The sequence below is a fragment of the Dethiosulfovibrio peptidovorans DSM 11002 genome, from assembly GCF_000172975.1.
In the GTDB taxonomy this organism is placed as follows: Bacteria; Synergistota; Synergistia; order Synergistales; family Dethiosulfovibrionaceae; genus Dethiosulfovibrio; species Dethiosulfovibrio peptidovorans.
Genome location: NZ_ABTR02000001.1, coordinates 438,239 through 454,200, shown reverse-complemented (window position 1 = coordinate 454,200; position 15,962 = coordinate 438,239). Strand labels below are relative to the sequence as shown.

15 protein-coding genes and 3 tRNA genes are annotated in these 15,962 nt (G+C 53.7%); all 18 read left to right on the top strand.

Annotation, left to right across the window (positions count from 1 at the left end; all coding sequences use genetic code 11):
- Window positions 1-4 precede the first annotated feature (4 nt).
- The 18 genes from DPEP_RS02410 (at window position 5) to tuf (ending at window position 15,938) form a co-directional block, all read left to right on the top strand.
- Window positions 5-832 carry a PHP domain-containing protein gene (locus DPEP_RS02410; protein WP_005659253.1) on the top strand — a complete coding sequence of 276 codons (828 nt, stop codon included), beginning with the start codon at window positions 5-7 and terminating at the stop codon, window positions 830-832.
- Window positions 833-933: 101 nt separating this feature from the next.
- On the top strand, window positions 934-1,977 hold the full coding sequence (locus DPEP_RS02405; protein ID WP_005659250.1) for a threonine aldolase family protein: 1,044 nt from the start codon (window positions 934-936) through the stop codon (window positions 1,975-1,977).
- A complete protein-coding gene (locus DPEP_RS02400) occupies window positions 1,974-3,332 on the top strand; it encodes a TldD/PmbA family protein (protein ID WP_005659248.1) in 1,359 nt (452 codons plus the stop codon). The genes DPEP_RS02405 and DPEP_RS02400 overlap by 4 nt, the downstream gene beginning before the upstream one ends.
- Window positions 3,310-4,839 carry an N-acetylmuramoyl-L-alanine amidase family protein gene (locus tag DPEP_RS12605; protein ID WP_005659247.1) on the top strand — a complete coding sequence of 510 codons (1,530 nt, stop codon included), beginning with the start codon at window positions 3,310-3,312 and terminating at the stop codon, window positions 4,837-4,839. The genes DPEP_RS02400 and DPEP_RS12605 overlap by 23 nt, the downstream gene beginning before the upstream one ends.
- Window positions 4,840-4,853: 14 nt before the next feature.
- Window positions 4,854-5,540: a GerMN domain-containing protein gene (locus tag DPEP_RS02390; protein ID WP_040382327.1), complete on the top strand. Its 687-nt coding sequence runs from the start codon at window positions 4,854-4,856 to the stop codon at window positions 5,538-5,540.
- A gap of 29 nt (window positions 5,541-5,569) precedes the next feature.
- On the top strand, window positions 5,570-6,343 hold the full coding sequence (gene rph, locus DPEP_RS02385) for a ribonuclease PH (RefSeq protein WP_005659243.1): 774 nt from the start codon (window positions 5,570-5,572) through the stop codon (window positions 6,341-6,343).
- Complete coding sequence (gene rdgB, locus DPEP_RS02380) at window positions 6,330-6,923, top strand: RdgB/HAM1 family non-canonical purine NTP pyrophosphatase (protein WP_005659241.1); 594 nt, start codon at window positions 6,330-6,332, stop codon at window positions 6,921-6,923. The genes rph and rdgB overlap by 14 nt, the downstream gene beginning before the upstream one ends.
- A gap of 45 nt (window positions 6,924-6,968) precedes the next feature.
- Window positions 6,969-7,193 carry a preprotein translocase subunit SecG gene (secG, locus tag DPEP_RS02375; protein ID WP_005659239.1) on the top strand — a complete coding sequence of 75 codons (225 nt, stop codon included), beginning with the start codon at window positions 6,969-6,971 and terminating at the stop codon, window positions 7,191-7,193.
- A gap of 11 nt (window positions 7,194-7,204) precedes the next feature.
- Window positions 7,205-8,245: a nicotinate phosphoribosyltransferase gene (locus DPEP_RS02370; protein ID WP_005659237.1), complete on the top strand. Its 1,041-nt coding sequence runs from the start codon at window positions 7,205-7,207 to the stop codon at window positions 8,243-8,245.
- Between the two features lie 227 nt (window positions 8,246-8,472).
- The gene (gene rplM / locus DPEP_RS02365) at window positions 8,473-8,901 is read left to right on the top strand and encodes a 50S ribosomal protein L13 (protein WP_005659235.1); all 429 of its coding nucleotides are present in this window, start codon (window positions 8,473-8,475) and stop codon (window positions 8,899-8,901) included.
- 25 nt (window positions 8,902-8,926) lie between these two features.
- A complete protein-coding gene (gene rpsI, locus DPEP_RS02360; protein ID WP_005659233.1) occupies window positions 8,927-9,319 on the top strand; it encodes a 30S ribosomal protein S9 in 393 nt (130 codons plus the stop codon).
- A 123-nt stretch (window positions 9,320-9,442) separates the two neighbouring features.
- A complete protein-coding gene (locus DPEP_RS02355; protein WP_005659232.1) occupies window positions 9,443-11,230 on the top strand; it encodes a diguanylate cyclase in 1,788 nt (595 codons plus the stop codon).
- Window positions 11,231-11,408: 178 nt separating this feature from the next.
- Window positions 11,409-12,767, top strand: a complete 1,359-nt coding sequence (gene mgtE, locus DPEP_RS02350) for a magnesium transporter (RefSeq protein ID WP_005659230.1) — start codon at window positions 11,409-11,411, stop codon at window positions 12,765-12,767.
- Between the two features lie 26 nt (window positions 12,768-12,793).
- The gene (locus tag DPEP_RS02345) at window positions 12,794-14,182 is read left to right on the top strand and encodes a TolC family protein (RefSeq protein ID WP_005659228.1); all 1,389 of its coding nucleotides are present in this window, start codon (window positions 12,794-12,796) and stop codon (window positions 14,180-14,182) included.
- 39 nt (window positions 14,183-14,221) lie between these two features.
- A tRNA-Thr gene (locus DPEP_RS02340) sits at window positions 14,222-14,297 on the top strand.
- A 14-nt stretch (window positions 14,298-14,311) separates the two neighbouring features.
- Window positions 14,312-14,397 (top strand) — tRNA-Tyr (locus DPEP_RS02335).
- Between the two features lie 14 nt (window positions 14,398-14,411).
- Window positions 14,412-14,487 (top strand) — tRNA-Thr (locus tag DPEP_RS02330).
- A gap of 251 nt (window positions 14,488-14,738) precedes the next feature.
- Window positions 14,739-15,938, top strand: a complete 1,200-nt coding sequence (gene tuf, locus DPEP_RS02320) for an elongation factor Tu (RefSeq protein ID WP_005659225.1) — start codon at window positions 14,739-14,741, stop codon at window positions 15,936-15,938.
- Window positions 15,939-15,962: the final 24 nt, after the last annotated feature.

Sequence of the window (15,962 nt, the reverse complement as noted above, 5' to 3'; positions counted from 1 at the left end):
TTTTATGATCCTCGTCGACCTTCATACCCATAGCAGCTGTTCGGATGGGACGGTCCCTCCTGATAAGCTGGCTAAACTGGCACATAGATCCGGCATTTCGGTTGTAAGTCTTACGGATCACGATACAGTCGATGGGGTCCCCGTTTTTACCAGGGAATGTCGTAGGCTGGGGGTAAAATCGCTCTCCGGGGTGGAGCTGTCTGCTGATTATCCGACTACCATGCACATATTGGGATATGGTTTCGACCTAGCTTTTCCCGAGTTGGTGGAGGTATTGCAGGACCTGAGGGATCACAGGGAGAGGCGCAATCTGGAGATCATCGGCAGGCTTCGCGATGTCGGAGTGGAGCTTACGTTGGACGATGTCCTTTCCGAGACTCACGGTAACGTTGTAACGAGGCCTCATGTGGCTAAGGCAATGATAAAAAAGGGCTATGCGTCTTCCATCTCCGAGTGTTTTCAACGATATCTCAAAAGGGGGATGCCCGGTTACGTTTCCAGAAAGAGGCTTTCTCCCGATATGTGCATTTCCTTGATAAAAAGGGCTGGCGGAGTGGCTTGCCTGGCCCATCCAATACAGACCTCCCAGGATCCGGTAGAGCTGAGGTCTATATTGAAGGAACTGAAGGCAATGGGGCTGTGGGGGCTCGAGTGCATATCCAGACATCATAATTCGGAGCAGATATTCAACTACATGAGGTTGGCCTCCGAGCTTGAATTGTACTGCACCGCCGGTTCCGATTTCCACGGTTCCAATCGAGTAGGCGTATCCATGGGCGTTCCAGTGGCCGAAGATTTTCTTCCTTGGGCACGTCTCGGAATCTCGCTTTAAATCAGTTCTCGGCTGTATAAAAAGGGGAGGGCCGTCGCCTTCCCCTTTCTCTATGCTATCATAGGGGACCGAGAGATAATGTCCTAGAGGGAGGATCACAGATGAAAATCGTCGATTTTAGAAGCGATACGGTAACCTGTCCCGGCGATGAGATGCGAAAAGTCATCTTCGAGGCGTCGGTCGGAGATGCCGGGTACGACGACGATCCGTCGGTCAACGAATTGGAGTCTTTGGCCGCGGAACTCGTAGGACAGGAGGCAGCTTTATTCGTGTCCTCCGGGATAATGGGCAATATTGTGTCCACCTTAACCCATTGTAGGAGGGGAGAGGCTATCCTAGTAGGAGACAAGGCCCATATTTACAGGTACGAAGGCGGCGGTTTTTCCGCTATAACCGGGGTATTGCCCTACGTGTTGGACGACGAAGCCGGGGTTCCCTCTCCGGAGAGCGTCAAAGACGCTTGTCCGATCAGAAACGTCCATTTTGCCCAGCCGTCCCTTCTGTGTCTGGAGAACACCCATAACGACAGAGGCGGTCTTGCGGTTTCACCGGTAGAGTTTCAGAAGACCGTCGAGATGGGCCATGATATGGGACTCGCAGTCCATCTCGATGGAGCGAGAATTTTCAACGCAGCAGCGGCATGGGACGTGGACGTGAAGGAGTATACTGCTTCGGTGGATTCGGTCCAGTTCTGTCTTTCCAAGGGGTTGGGAGCCCCTATGGGTGCTCTGCTTTGCGGGTCGGAGGAGTTTATCTCGAGGGCCAAGTTCGCCAGAAAGATGGTGGGCGGAGAGCTTCGACAGGCAGGTTTCATGGCCGCTGCCGGGATCTATGCGTTAAAGAAAAACGTCGATCGTCTCGTAAAGGACCATGAGAATGCCTCGATAGCGGAGGGGCTTCTCTCTTCCGCCGGTCTTACAGTGGAGTCCGTGCCGGAGGGAACCAGAGCGACCAACATGATATATTTCCATCTCCCCGAATCCGGCCCGGATAGCGAAGAACTTTCCCGAAGATGTCTCGATAAAGGCGTCCTCCTCAACGCTATGGAGCCCAGACGCATAAGGCTGGTTACCCATCTCGACATGGACGAGAAGGATCTTCGCCGTGGCTTAGAGGTGATTCTGGAGGAGGTTAGTAACTCTTGAGCCTGAAGAGGGAAGATGTAGAGATAATCGCTTTTTCCGTCGTGGAGAGGTCCATCGAAGGCGGAGCCGCCATGGCGGACGTTGTCTACGGCGATTCGGTCTCCCGTTCCGTCTCTCTCAGGGATGGAAAGGTGGAGAACATCAGAAGTTCCCAGTCCGGAGGTATAGGCCTCAGGGTGGTGGATTCGAGAGGTGCACAGGGGCTTGCCAGCGTGAACTCCCTTGATCCCGACGGTATATCCCAGATGATCTCGTGGGCTCTATCCAACTGCTCCCTGGGAGAGCCCAACGATTCGGTGGATATGTCCAGGAAACAGCCTGATCCTGACGAGTCCGATCTGGATCTATGGGATGAGGAAATTCCCTCTCTTGCCAGGGATGATCGTCTTCAGAGGTGTCTGGAGATGCATAACAGGGCTTCCGACATCGATGGTAGGATTCTGTCGGTCCGTAGTTCGTCGTGGAGCGATGGATACGGCGAATCATTCTACGCCAACTCCTTCGGTGTCTCTAGGTGGCATAGGGGAACCATCGTGTCCGCCGGTATGTCCCTCGTTACGGAGGACGGAGATTCAATGGAGATGGGGGGATTCGGAGACGAGAAGAGGCACCTTGAGGATCTGGATCATCTTTATATAGCCGATCGTGCCGTCTCTGAATCGGTTCGCACCCTAGGGGGAAAACCTCTTCCGACTGGGGTGTACGATCTCGTTCTGTCTCCCGATGCAGCCTCTTCCATCCTGTATGCCATTTCGGATATGTTTTTTGCCTCTTCGGTACAGAAGAATCGATCTCTTTTGAGAGATAGACTCGGGTCCAAGGTGGGAGCCTCCTGTCTTAATCTGGTGGACGACGGAAGGCTCGTCAGAGGCATAGGATCGTCCGCAGCGGATGGAGAGGGTGTCCCCTGCGAAAAAACCTCGCTCTTGAGGGAGGGACGGTTGGAGTCCTTTCTCTACAGCTTGGAATATGCCAAGAAGGCAGGAGTTTCCTCTACAGGGAATGGTTTCCGAGGGGTGGCTACAGTTCCGGACGTGGATTTATCGAACATGTATCTGGAGCCGGACTTTTCCTCCCCCTCCTCCTTGATTCCCCTGGTCTCGAAAGGGCTTTACGTTTCCGAGTTCATGGGCCTCCATACCGTCAACTCCGTGACGGGGGAGTTCTCTCTCGGGGCGAAGGGCTCGGCCATAGAGTCGGGGGGGCTGCAGGGCCCCGTCTCTGGGGTAACTGTAGCGGGCAATCTTATCGATCTCTTGATGAAGGTTTCCTCGGTAGGGAAGGATCTCACCTTTTTCGGAGACGTAGGTTCTCCTTCTCTGGTGGTAAGAGATGTCACGTTGGCCGGGTCCTAAAATACTGATCACGGTCCTGTGTGTCTTTCTTTTGCCTGGAAACGCCTGGGCTGGGTGGCTTCTCTCTGAAAACGGTAATGCCGTAGGGGATATCCCCGTCAGAGAGCAGGAGGCCGACGTGTTCGTGTCCATAGGAGAGATGGCTCGCCAATTGGGATGCTATCCTAAGACCCTCAACGACGGCCTGCTCGTCAGAAAGGGCTCGGCCAGCATCCAGGTGGTTCCGAACGCCGCCGCCGTATGGCTCGGATACGAGATAATACCGCTTCGTCGAAAGGCTTTTCTGGCTGATCAGAGATGGTGGATGGATTCGGAGTCGGCTTTGTTGGTTATGGAAAAGCTCCTTGTAAAATCCGGCGAGAAGGTACGGCTTAAATGGAACGGCGTTGGAGACGGCAGCCCTGCTCCGTCCGAGGAAGAGCCTCGCCCTGTGGCGGTAAAACCAGTTGCACCGAAGCCTCGTCCGTCCGATAAAGTTGTTGACACCGCGGAGAACGTCTCCGTCAGATGGGGAAATCACACGGATCGGATCAGGATGGTCTTGGAATACTCTGGAAAACTCAGCTACAGAGACGTTCCCGGAGGGGTTGAGATAGAGACCGACGGCAGGGTAGCGACTGTTTCTCCCGATCCCTCTATATCGATTAAAACCGTCAGTTCCGAAGGGCGATGGCGTCTGTCTGCCGTGGCCTCCGGATGGGTCAGTAAGTCCTTCGAGTTGGATTCTCCCAGGCGTCTGGTGATCGATTTCATGCGCCCCTCCTCCTCGGTGGCACCGGAAAAACCGGTGCTGGCCAGTCCGAAACCGGCTCCGATTCCCCACAAAAAGCCGGCCCGTAAGGGGAAACCCTTGGTGGTCATAGATGCGGGGCACGGAGGGAAGGATCCAGGCGCAGTCGCAAACGGATACAGAGAAAAGATCATTGCCCTTCAGATAGCCAAGAGGCTGGCCTCTCACGTCAGGGCATTGGGAATGGATGCCAGGCTGACAAGGGATGACGATAGGTACCTGAAGCTCAATACCAGGACCACCCTTGCAAACCGGTGGGATGCCGATGCCTTCGTAAGCGTACACCTGAACGCTCTGCCCAAGGGGCGCCATGCCAAGGGGGTAGAGATATATATCATGGCTCTCCCCACCGACAAAGACGCAATGGCCCTGGCAAAGATAGAAAACGCCGAGATCGTCAACGGATCAAACGGTAACGGAGGAGACAAGACCGATATTTTGCTGAGCATTCTTGGCGATATGCAACAGAACAACAAGATTCAGGAGAGCACCAGCTTTGCCGAGGCCCTTTTCTCCTCGGGTAAAAGCGGAGGGTTGCCTATGAGACGGGTCGCTCAGGCTCCTTTTTACGTTCTCAGAGGTGCGGCTATGCCTGCCGTGTTGCTCGAAACTGGATTTATATCGGAAAAATCGGAAGCCAGGCTTCTGGCCAATCCCTCCTATCAGGAAAAGTTGGCCAAGGCTATGGCCAAGGGAATAGCGGCATATCTGAAATGAAAGGGGTCTGTTTTATGAGAGACGACGATAGAGTTCGCCGCTCTAGCCGAAGGAGTCGAGTGGACAGGGACCGTGAAAGCTCCGGTGAAATAGTAAAATGGGTAGTCCGTCTTATAGCCTGGGGGGCCGTCGCTTCCATCTTCTTCTGTCTGGGCTATCTTTCCTCGGGGTGGCTCTTGAACTATCTTGACGGCCGAGGAATGGGAGGACAGCCCGATGTGGTGGCTTCCAGGGAGCAGGCGGAGCAGCTGCTGGATTCCTCCTCCGGAGATGGCGTACAGACCTTGGTCGATATGGGACGTCACGTGGCCTTTCCCATATATGTGCCGGACGGCAAGGGCGGCTTGGCCAAAAGAGAGGTCAAGATAGTTTCCGGACTCATGGAGGACGACCTGTCTAAGGTCGTAAACGCCCTTCTGGATGGGCTGGTCGATAAAAAGGTGTTGGCCTCGGACGTGGAGTTGCTTCACGTCTTCAGGGATGGAGAGACGCTCTTCATGGATTTTAATGATCCATTTGAGATAACTCTTTCTAAGATGTCAGCCTCTGAGGGAAACCTGCTCATGACCGGCATAGTCCGTTCGGTGGTAGAGAACTTCATGCCTGTTACGAGAGTTCAGTTCATGGTTGAAGGTAAAATAGAGAAATCCGCCGGAGAGGTCCCACTGTCTATGCCGTGGGAGCTCAGACGGAAGGGTTGATTTCGTAAGGCGATCGAGAGGCTTTGATAATGGCGAAAAACTGCGTTTGGGAGAGCAGGGCGGACGGAAGATCCGGCTACGATATGAGGAAGGTCTCCTTCCAGAGAGGCTTCTCCTGTTATGCCGAGGGATCCTGCCTTGTCTCCTTCGGAAAGACAAAGGTGCTGTGTACCGCTTCGGTAGAGGAAAAGGTTCCCCCTTTTTTGAGGGGGTCCGATAGGGGATGGGTCACGGCGGAATATTCTCTGCTGCCCAGATCGACCTCCACTCGGGTGCCGAGGGATATCTCCAGGGGGAAGTTGAACGGCAGAAGCAGCGAGATCCAGAGATTAGTTGGACGGTCCTTAAGGGCAGCAGTCGATATGGAGTCGCTGGGAGAGAGAACTATATGGATAGATTGCGACGTCCTCCAGGCCGACGGAGGCACTAGATCCGCTGCCGTTACCGGAGGTTTCGTGGCCTTGGTTGACGCTCTGCGTCATCTGTGGAGAATCGGCAAGTTAAAGTCGATTCCTCTCCGATCCTACGTAGCTGCCGTAAGCGTAGGAAAAATTTCCGGAAAACTCCTGACCGATCTGTGTTACGACGAGGACAGCCGTGCAGAGGTCGACATGAACGTTGTTATGGACGGTCTAGGACGTCTTATAGAGATACAGGGTACCGGTGAGAAGGATACCTTTTCTCGGGATGAGATGAACGGCATGCTGGACCTGGCGTTTAGATCGGTTGAAGAGTTGATAGTCCTTCAGGAGAGGGCTCTGGAGATGGACGGAGAGGAGATGGAAGCGATTGCGTCTTCGTAAGATGGTAATAGCCAGCGGAAACAGGCATAAGTTCGAGGAGTTTCGGGATCTTCTGGCACCTCTCGAAGTCGAGCTAATTTTCGGAAGGGACATCTCGTCGCTTGACGTCGAGGAAACCGGCACTTCCTTTCTTGAGAACGCCTCGTTGAAGGCCAGATCATGGGCTGAGGAAACCGGATTCCCCGCTCTTGCCGACGATAGTGGCATAGAGGTGAACGCCCTTGACGGGAGACCGGGCATATATTCCGCCAGGGTAGCCTCGGACGACGAAGGCTGTCGTAACTGGCTCTTGAAGTCCCTTCAGGGCAAATCTGACAGAGGTGCCAGATATACCGCTGCTCTAGTCTTGGCCTTCCCCGACGGCAAACTATGGTCGGTAGAGGGGCACTGTTACGGCATCGTCGCCCAGGAGCCCCGGGGTTTCAACGGTTTCGGCTACGACCCCATATTCGTTCCGGAAGGCTACGATATGACCTTCGGCGAGCTGGACCCATCGATAAAGGCTCGCATATCTCATAGAGCAAAAGCGAGTGCGAGTTTTTTAAAGTGGCTTGCTTCGGCCGAAAATATGGTACAATAACCCGGCTATGACCTGGGATTTTCAACCTATCGGGAGGTGCAGAGGATGAAAACCACATTGGCTATCGTCCACATATTACTCTGCCTTGTGCTTATGGCGGTCGTTTTGATGCAGCACAGAAAACAGGGCGGATTCGGCGGGATCTTCGGAGGCGGCAGTCAGGCCGACATGGGGTCCAACCAGTGGCAACGTTTCACCGGATTGACTAAAATCACCGTGGTCGTCACTACTCTCTTCATGGTGACCTCGGTCGCATTGGTTGTACTCTAGGTCCCCGGGATATGGGCGATCGGGGCATATCCCGGCTCCGGGACGTAGCCGATCTTTCCGTAAACAGGAATAGATTGGCCAGCGCGACCCACGAGGAGATACTAAAGGGAGAGACCACTGACATCTACTTCGTCAAAACCAGAGATGTCCTTGCGGCCGGAGGAATGTTGAACACCCCGGTTGTCGCGGAGATCTTTACCAGAAAACCCGGTATCTTTGCCGGGCTTTCGGAGATGTTGCGGCTTCTGGATGGGCAGCGTCTGGAGATCTACGCTCTGGAAGAGGGGGATGCCTTCGATTCTAGGGAGGTTCTCGTTAGAGTTCACGGTTCCTATGGTTCTTTCGGGATGTTGGAGACGGTCTACCTCGGAATGTTGGCCAGCTCCACCGCCTGGGCTACCGCAGCCAGGGAATGCGTCGATGCCGCCGAGGGGAAACCGGTGCTCTGTTTTGGAGCCAGGCATGTCCACCCGGCAGTTGCTCCTGTGATGGAGAAGGTCGCGGTCACTGTAGGGGGCTGTAAGGCAGCCAGCTGCATACTGGGAGCTAAACTGGCCGGTATGGAGCCCTCCGGAACCGTGCCCCACGCCGCCATACTCATAGCGGGAGATACCGTTAAGTTGGCTAAACTGTACGATGGAACCCTTTCTTCCGAGGAGCCTAGGCTTGTGTTGGTCGATACATTCAAGGACGAGACAGAGGAAGCCCTAAGGGTCGCTAAGGCCCTGGAAGGACGGCTTTCCGGGGTTCGTCTGGACACCCCGGGAGAGAGAGGCGGAGTCACCCCTGAGCTAGTAAAAGAGCTCAGATGGAGGCTGGACAAGGCGGGATTTCCCGAGGTCTCCATCGTTGCCTCCGGTGGACTCAATCCGGACAGAATAAGGGTTCTCTCCCAGGCGGGGGTGGACTCTTTTGGGGTGGGGAGCTATATCTCCAATCCCTCTCCTATGGACATGACAATGGACATCAAAGAGGTAGACGGGGTCCCTATCGCCAAGAGAGGTCGACTTCCTGGTATAATAGATAACCCAAGACTCAAGAGAGTTCTATAAGCTTCAGAACTCAAAGGGTCAATTTTATAGATTAAGTTTTCCCTCCGAAAGAGCGCCTTCGAGGCCGGGTAACGATAGGGCCGCCACAGCCCCCCTGAGATAGACCATCGACCCGTTATCGACGTGGTTCCCCAGAACCCTGAGCGATTCTCTCGGAAGAGGAATGACGGAACATAAAATTCGATAAGATAAACAGGATATCTACAACTATAAGGAGAGTGTTGGTAATGAGCGACCACCGCACCTTCATGGCAAAAAAGGGCGCCTTCCAGCGTGGCTGGTACGTCGTAGACGCCACCGATAAACCTCTCGGACGTCTTGCCGCCCAAATAGCCATGGTTCTCATGGGCAAGCACAAGCCCACCTATACGCCTCACGTCGACACCGGCGATTTCGTGATAGTCGTAAACGCCGAAAAGGTAAAACTTACAGGACGTAAGGTCGATAAAAAAGTCTATCGCCATTCCGGTTATCCCGGCGGTCTCAAGGAGACCACCTACGGCGAGATTCTTGCGAAGCATCCGGAGCGCCTGATCGAGAAAGTGGTCAAGGGCATGGTCCCGAGGAACAAGCTTCAGTTGAGCCGCAAGCTCAAGGTGTACGCCGGACCCAATCATCCCCACGCGGCTCAGAAGCCCGCGGAGATGGAAATTTAGTTTGTGATATGGAGGGAGATTGAATATGCAGACTTCATTCACCTGGGGGACCGGTAGGCGTAAGAACGCTATCGCTAGGGTTCGTATCGCTTCCGGCGAGGGAACCGTCAGGATAAACGACAGAGAGGTGGAAGAGTACTTCCCCAGACTCTGTTGGATGGCTCAGGCCCTCGAACCCCTCAAGACGGCGGGTATCGAGGGAAAAGTGGACGTTTTCGTCAACGCTCACGGCGGCGGTTTGACCGGTCAGGCCGGAGCTGTGAGGCTCGGCATCGCGAGAGCCCTCATAAAGATGAACCCCGAGCTCAGGCCAATACTCAAGAAGGCCGGGATGCTCTGCAGGGATTCCCGTATGGTCGAGCGTAAAAAGTACGGCCAGAAGGGCGCCCGCGCGAAGTACCAGTTCTCCAAGCGTTAAATTACAAGATATATTTCTGTGGAGCCGATTTTCATCGGCTCCTTTTTTTGTCTTGAGCTTCCTTTCGGTGTAGTGATAAACTTGATCGGTATAGGTTCATACGATTATGGAAGGGGAGAGGGCATGAAATACGATAGACGCAAAGGCTCTTTCCTGTTTCGTCTCCTCCTGATCGCTACTTTCTTATCTCTTGTCGCAGTGGTGCTTTATTTCGGCAGGTCTTACATCGAATACAGCAGTTACAGACGGGAGCGATTCGGCTTCGTATGCGATGTTCAGGAAAAAAATCTGATAGAACAGGCTAGGCTCGTCAGCACCGGCCTGTTTCTAAAAGATCAGGTGGTAGACGGCTCCATAAGGATGGCTCTTCGTAAGTACGGTGAGCACTACGTCTCCTCCGGTATGGACCCGGAAAGATTGGATCTCCAGGAGATAAGAGAGGCCGTTTCCTACGTTTTGGGACGCTCCGTGTCCTCCGTAAGTCTGGGGCTTATAGATAGAGATGGAGTCATGATCAAGGGGGTCGGAGGAGCTACCGTAGGTTTGGATTTCAAGAACTGGCCGCCCTTCTATAAACAGATCATGGCCATGTTCGAGATGAAGGAACCTAGGGTCGATCCATGGAGCCGTAAGTTGAGCTCTCCCGAGCAGGTCTTCAAATATGGATACTACCCTACTTCCGACGGCAGGTATCTTCTGGATTTAGGCGTCGCAGGCGAGAGAAGCTACGAGCTTGGAGACGATACATTTTCGTTCGAGACCGTGTTGAATAGGGCTTCCGAAGAGGATCCCGACCTGAAGTTCGTGGCTTTCATCAATAGATCCTTTCGCTTTCTGGGAGCGGAGAAGCTGGATGTCGAGGTACAACTGGATCAAATGGGGCTGGACTCGGAGTTGATCCGAAATACTATCTCCTCGGTCTTCAGAAGCGAAAGCGATATAGACATAAATACTCCCGACGATCTCCTTCTTAGATTCACCTATGTTGATTTCAATAACAAGGCTTCAGCTTCGGGGAAGAATCTCAACATGGTGCTTCTTATGGTTTCGTCCATGGAGTCCCTTCACAGGGATATAGCTATCAAACTCAGGGAATGCGTTGCGTCGGTCATAGTGGCCTTCTCCATATCAGTTTTGGGGGTCTTCGCTCTTTACAGATATCTCTCCTGTCAGGTGAACGTTATACTGGAGGACCTGGAGATCATCGCTTCGGGAGACCTCGATCATAGGATAGAGACCGGTGCCATGGTGGAGCTTAGACGTCTGGAGAAAAGCGTCAATAAAATGGTCCGACGTCTCAAGAGGAATATCGACGATCTCAAAGAGGGAGCTCTGAGATTGGGCCGAGAATTGGAGCTTAGAAAAAAAGCGGAAGAAAAACTGAAACGGGCCAATGAAGCTCTCTTCGTCCAGGCCAACGTTGATGAGCTTACAGGGATTTTCAACCGTCGTAGGATAATGGATCTTCTGGCTCGGGAGATAGCGAGATGTTATGAGGACGGCGGAACCTTCGGGATCATCCTTTTCGACCTCGATAAGTTCAAGGAAGTTAACGACGTCATGGGCCATCTTTTCGGCGATAAAGTACTCTCCAGGATCGGGGAGCTGATGAAAGATCGTAGCGGAGTCGGTTTTGAGGGGCGTTATGGAGGAGACGAATTTATCATTCTTTTGCCCGATATGGATATCGAAAAGGCGATAGAGGAGGCCCGGGCTTTCTGGAAAACGATCTCTGAAACCGATTTCGATGGAGTAAGCATCACCGTCAGCATGGGGATCTCCTCCTTTTCTGCCGGTGACACGATAGAGAGCCTATTAAATAGGGTAGAAGGGCTGCTTTACGAAGCTAAAGACAGAAGAGATCGAACATGCAGCGATGTTGACCTTAGAAAAGACCGAGGGTTATCATAGACTAGGTCCGTTTTTAAAGTCTAACGCAATTACGAGGAAGGGGATGACCATGGATCAGGGAGCGGTCCCTTTAGGACCACCGTCGAAACGGATTCACATACATAACAAGAGACGTCCCTGATGTCGGATTGCCGCCTTTGGGGTCGACGTCCTAGACGTCTCGAAGGAGGCGATCGCAATGACCGGAAAGAACCGCTTCGAAGAGGACTTTCCTCTCATAGAGTCGTTCCTGGAGGAACGTGCCTTCCTTAAGGCCAAGGAAGAACTGTCGTCCATGGAGCCGGCCGATATTGCCGAAGGGCTGGAGGTTCTGTCTCCCGCTCGAATGGTATTTTATTTTAGACTTTTATCGAAAGACCAGGCCATAGAGGTCTTTGAGCTCATGGGGTCTGACGAGCAACAGAGGCTGATCGAACACGTCACTGATAAAGAGGTGGCGGAGATCATAGAGGAGATGTCCGACGACGACAGGACGGAACTTCTGGATGAATTGCCAGCGAAGACTGTCAAAAAACTCCTGCTTCAGCTCTCACCGGAGGAGAGGAAGCTGGCCAACAAGCTCCTCAACTATCCGGACTATTCGGCTGGCAGGATAATGACGCCGGAATTCATAGATCTAAAGGGCAATATGACCGCCGAGGAGGCGGTCTCGAGGATCCGCTCCATAGCCAGAAAAAAGGAGACCATCTACACCTGTTTCGTTATAGACGAGGCCAGACATCTCCAGGGAGTCGTCGAGCTGGAGGATCTCATCATGGCAGAGCCTCACACCAAGGTGGAGGCCATAATGGACGACGATCCGGTCTTCACCCTGACGACCTCTGATCAGGAGGAAGTTGCCAGGATTATGTCCCGGTACGATCTTCACACTATACCGGTTACGGACAAGGAGGACCGTCTGGTTGGTATAGTCACCTTCGACGACGTCCTGGATATCCTGGAGGAGGAGGCCACGGAGGATTTCGAGAGGATGGCAGGTATTCAGCCGGTGGAGGACAGCTATCTGGACGTCAACCTCTTCACCATGGTTAGAAAGCGTTTTTTCTGGCTGGTTATATGCATAATGACCGAGGCCTTCACATCCTCGGTTTTGAAGCATTATTCTTTCACTATCCAGAGCGTGGTTTCTCTGACCTTTTTCATTCCCCTGCTTATAGGAACGGGAGGAAATGCCGGCACGCAGGCGTCTACCTTGATGATCAGAGGAATGACCGTTGGAGATATAGAGTGGAAGGATATAGGGCGTATCTTGTTTAGAGAGACGCTGTCGGGACTCCTTCTAGGTGGGGCTTTGGCGGTCTTGGGATTTGCCAGGGCCTGGATGCTGGGTACCGGGCTTGGGGTCAGTATGACCCTTACGTTCGCCATCGTGGCGGTAGTCTTGATGGGAAATCTTGCCGGGACAGTTCTTCCACTTATAGCAAGGGCTCTTAAACTTGATCCTGCGATAATGTCCGGTCCATTCATAACGACCATAGTGGACGTGTTTGGCCTGGTGGTGTATTTTGAGATAGCTCGGGCGGTTCTTAAAACCTGATCCTGGAGCGAAGGGAGATAGAACGTATGTCCTTAAAACACAGAGTTAGAGTATTAGGACTGGTGGTCGTCGCCCTGACGGCGGTGACGATTCCAGCTTGGGGTCAGGAGATTCTGACGGTGGATCAGGCGTTGCAGCTCGCATATGACAACAATCCCACCATCATGGCTTCCTCCGCCAAAGAGGAGCAGGCCAGACAGAGAATAAACGAGGCGGAGGCCGCCAAACTGCCCCACCTGGGGGCGTCTCTTGCGGCCCAGTTCTCAAAGGATGCTACGACATATCCTGTCCCTGTTTATGACAAGAACGACAACTACTTGGGAAGCGGAGAGGCCATGGCAGGTTATCGGAACGCCTATCAGGCTGCCCTTACATTGAACTGGCTTCTCTATAGCAGCGGTTCCGTGTCCAACACGGTACGCTCCAGGGAGCTGGCCTTTTCCGGCGTAGAGGCCCAGTCGGTTAGAACCGGCCAGACTGTGGAGAACGGCGTCAAAAAAGCATATTACGATCTTCAAAGATACAGAGCCAAGCTGACCGTCGCTCAGGAGTCTCTGGAATTGGCCAGGGAACATCTATCACAGGTCGAGTCTTTCTATAAATACGGTGTGGTCGCCAAGGATCAGGTGCTCAGGGTTCAGGTGGACGTTTCGGACGGAAAACTCAACGTCATAAAGGCGGAGAACGCCGTGGATGTTGGGTGGAGGGCTTTGGAGAGGGCGGTTGGAACTTCTCTGAGGGATGTTTTCCTCCTTTCCGAGCCCGAGACGTCTGTTTCGGATCGTTCCGTTCCGGAGGATCCCGTCGCATCCGCCATGGTCCATAGGCCCGAATTGGCCTCGTTGGAGTATTCGCGCAGATCTGCCCTTTCCCTGGCGAGGGCCGCGGCGGGCTCCAGAGGCCCTCAGGTGGCCCTTCAAGGCCAGCTTCAGAACGTGGACGATAGTTTCTTCCCCGGTGGAAACGACGATTGGAAGGTAACCCTTTCCGCTACATGGGAGTTTTACGATGGAGGGGCCAGCGTCGCTCAGGAGCGCCAGGCTAAGGCCTCGGCACAGGAGCTTCTCTATTCCATAGAGGATCTCAAGAAGCAGATAGTCCTGGAGATATCATCGGGCAAGCTCAACCTCGAGTCGGCCCTTCAGAGGATAGAGGTCGCCCAGGATCAGGTGGCCAGTGCGGAAGAGGATTACAGAATGGCCCTCAAACGTTACACCGCCAACGTAGGGACCAATATAGACGTGCTTGACGCCAGGGTGGCTCTGTCGAACGCCAGGACTCAGCTGGTGGATGCGGTCTACGATACATACACTGCGAAATCCGACCTGGAGTACGCCACGGGGGCTTCGGAGAAGTTTGTCCTGAAAACCGAAGAAGCTCAAAAAGACGAGATCGAGGAAGAAGAGGAGAGTTGACATAATCTCATTTCCCTGTATAATACGTTCTTGTCGCAGGCCGGCGTAGCTCAGTTGGTAGAGCAGCTGATTTGTAATCAGCAGGTCACCAGTTCGAGTCTGGTTGCCGGCTCCAGATACCAATTACGTGGTAGTGTGGCCGAGTGGTCAAAGGCAGCAGACTGTAAATCTGCCGGCTTTCGCCTACGGTGGTTCGAATCCACCCGCTACCACCATTTAATTTTTTGATGCCGACTTAGCTCAGTAGGTAGAGCACATCCATGGTAAGGATGGGGTCCCCGGTTCGAGTCCGGGAGTCGGCTCCAGAGGTTCCAGGGGCTTGGATTTTTATCCGAGCCCCTTGTTTTTTCTATCCCCCTTGACATCATGGTCAGTTATATCGTATCTTTTCGCATTAGGGCCGTTCATAACCGGTTGCGGCCGACTGTCGGCCGTATTTTTTGGCCGTTACAGTATAGGATAATCTCGAAGGTATGGTACAATCTCATATGCTGGATGGAAAATAAAGCACGTCCCTCTAGGGGCGCACTTAAGTAAATGGGGAGGTCTTACTACCATGGCAAAAGAGAAATTTGAAAGAACAAAACCGCATCTGAACATAGGGACCATCGGTCACATCGACCACGGGAAGACGACCTTGACGGCGGCTATCTCGAAATCGCTTTCAACCGAGGGCTATTCGGATTTCACCAAATTCGAGGATATCGACAAGGCCCCTGAGGAGAGAGAGCGCGGAATAACGATCAACATCGCTCACATCGAGTATCAGACGGACAAGCGTCATTATGCTCACATCGACTGTCCCGGACACGCCGACTACATCAAGAACATGATCACCGGAGCGGCCCAGATGGACGGAGCCATTTTGGTGGTTTCCGCCGCGGACGGTCCGATGCCTCAGACGAGGGAGCACGTTCTTCTCGCCCGTCAGGTGAACGTTCCGGCCCTTGTGGTCTTCATGAACAAGGTCGACATGGTGGACGACGACGAGCTTCTGGATCTTGTCGAGATGGAGATCAGGGAGCTTCTGGATAAATACGAGTTCCCCGGAGACGAGGTGCCGATAGTCAGGGGTTCCGCCCTGAAGGTTCTCGAGGAGAGCGACGGCGGCAGGGAGAGCGAGTGGAGCAAGGACATTTGGGCGCTCATGCAGGCCTGTGACGACTACTTCCCCGATCCCGTTCGTGAGACCGACAAGCCCTTCCTCATGCCCATCGAGGACGTCTTCACCATCACCGGTCGCGGCACAGTCGTAACCGGAAGGGTGGAGCAGGGAGTCATCCATTCCGGCGACGAGGTTGAGATAGTCGGAATCAAGGACACCCAGAAGACCGTGGCGACCTCCCTTGAGATGTTCCGTAAGATCCTGGACGAGGCTCTTGCAGGAGACAACGTTGGGGTTCTCCTTCGTGGAACCGGCAAGGACGACGTCGAGCGTGGACAGGTACTGTCCAAGCCGGGATCGATCAAGCCTCACACCAAGTTCAAGGCGGAGGTCTACGTTCTGAAGAAGGAAGAGGGCGGACGTCATACGCCTTTCTTCAAGGGCTACAAGCCCCAGTTCTACTTCCGTACCACCGACATAACCGGAGCCATCGAGCTTCCCGAGGGAGTGGAGATGGTGATGCCCGGAGACAACGCCACCTTCAAGGTGGAGCTTATCCACCCGATCGCCATGGACACCGGTCTTCGCTTCGCTATTCGTGAGGGCGGCCACACCGTAGGTGCCGGCGTCGTCACCGAGATTCTCGAGTAAAAAATAAAACGTTCGGTCCGCCCC

Bases quoted from the DNA above. Each gene is read 5' to 3' on its own strand.
- DPEP_RS02345 (WP_005659228.1), top strand. From the start codon at position 12,794: ATGTCCTTAAAACACAGAGTTAGAGTATTAGGACTGGTGGTCGTCGCC.
- tuf (WP_005659225.1), top strand. From the start codon at position 14,739: ATGGCAAAAGAGAAATTTGAAAGAACAAAACCGCATCTGAACATAGGG.
- mgtE (WP_005659230.1), top strand. From the start codon at position 11,409: ATGACCGGAAAGAACCGCTTCGAAGAGGACTTTCCTCTCATAGAGTCG.
- DPEP_RS02370 (WP_005659237.1), top strand. From the start codon at position 7,205: ATGGGCGATCGGGGCATATCCCGGCTCCGGGACGTAGCCGATCTTTCC.
- secG (WP_005659239.1), top strand. From the start codon at position 6,969: ATGAAAACCACATTGGCTATCGTCCACATATTACTCTGCCTTGTGCTT.
- DPEP_RS02355 (WP_005659232.1), top strand. From the start codon at position 9,443: ATGAAATACGATAGACGCAAAGGCTCTTTCCTGTTTCGTCTCCTCCTG.
- DPEP_RS02405 (WP_005659250.1), top strand. From the start codon at position 934: ATGAAAATCGTCGATTTTAGAAGCGATACGGTAACCTGTCCCGGCGAT.
- rph (WP_005659243.1), top strand. From the start codon at position 5,570: ATGGCGAAAAACTGCGTTTGGGAGAGCAGGGCGGACGGAAGATCCGGC.
- rpsI (WP_005659233.1), top strand. From the start codon at position 8,927: ATGCAGACTTCATTCACCTGGGGGACCGGTAGGCGTAAGAACGCTATC.
- DPEP_RS12605 (WP_005659247.1), top strand. From the start codon at position 3,310: ATGTCACGTTGGCCGGGTCCTAAAATACTGATCACGGTCCTGTGTGTC.
- DPEP_RS02390 (WP_040382327.1), top strand. From the start codon at position 4,854: ATGAGAGACGACGATAGAGTTCGCCGCTCTAGCCGAAGGAGTCGAGTG.
- rplM (WP_005659235.1), top strand. From the start codon at position 8,473: ATGAGCGACCACCGCACCTTCATGGCAAAAAAGGGCGCCTTCCAGCGT.
- DPEP_RS02410 (WP_005659253.1), top strand. From the start codon at position 5: ATGATCCTCGTCGACCTTCATACCCATAGCAGCTGTTCGGATGGGACG.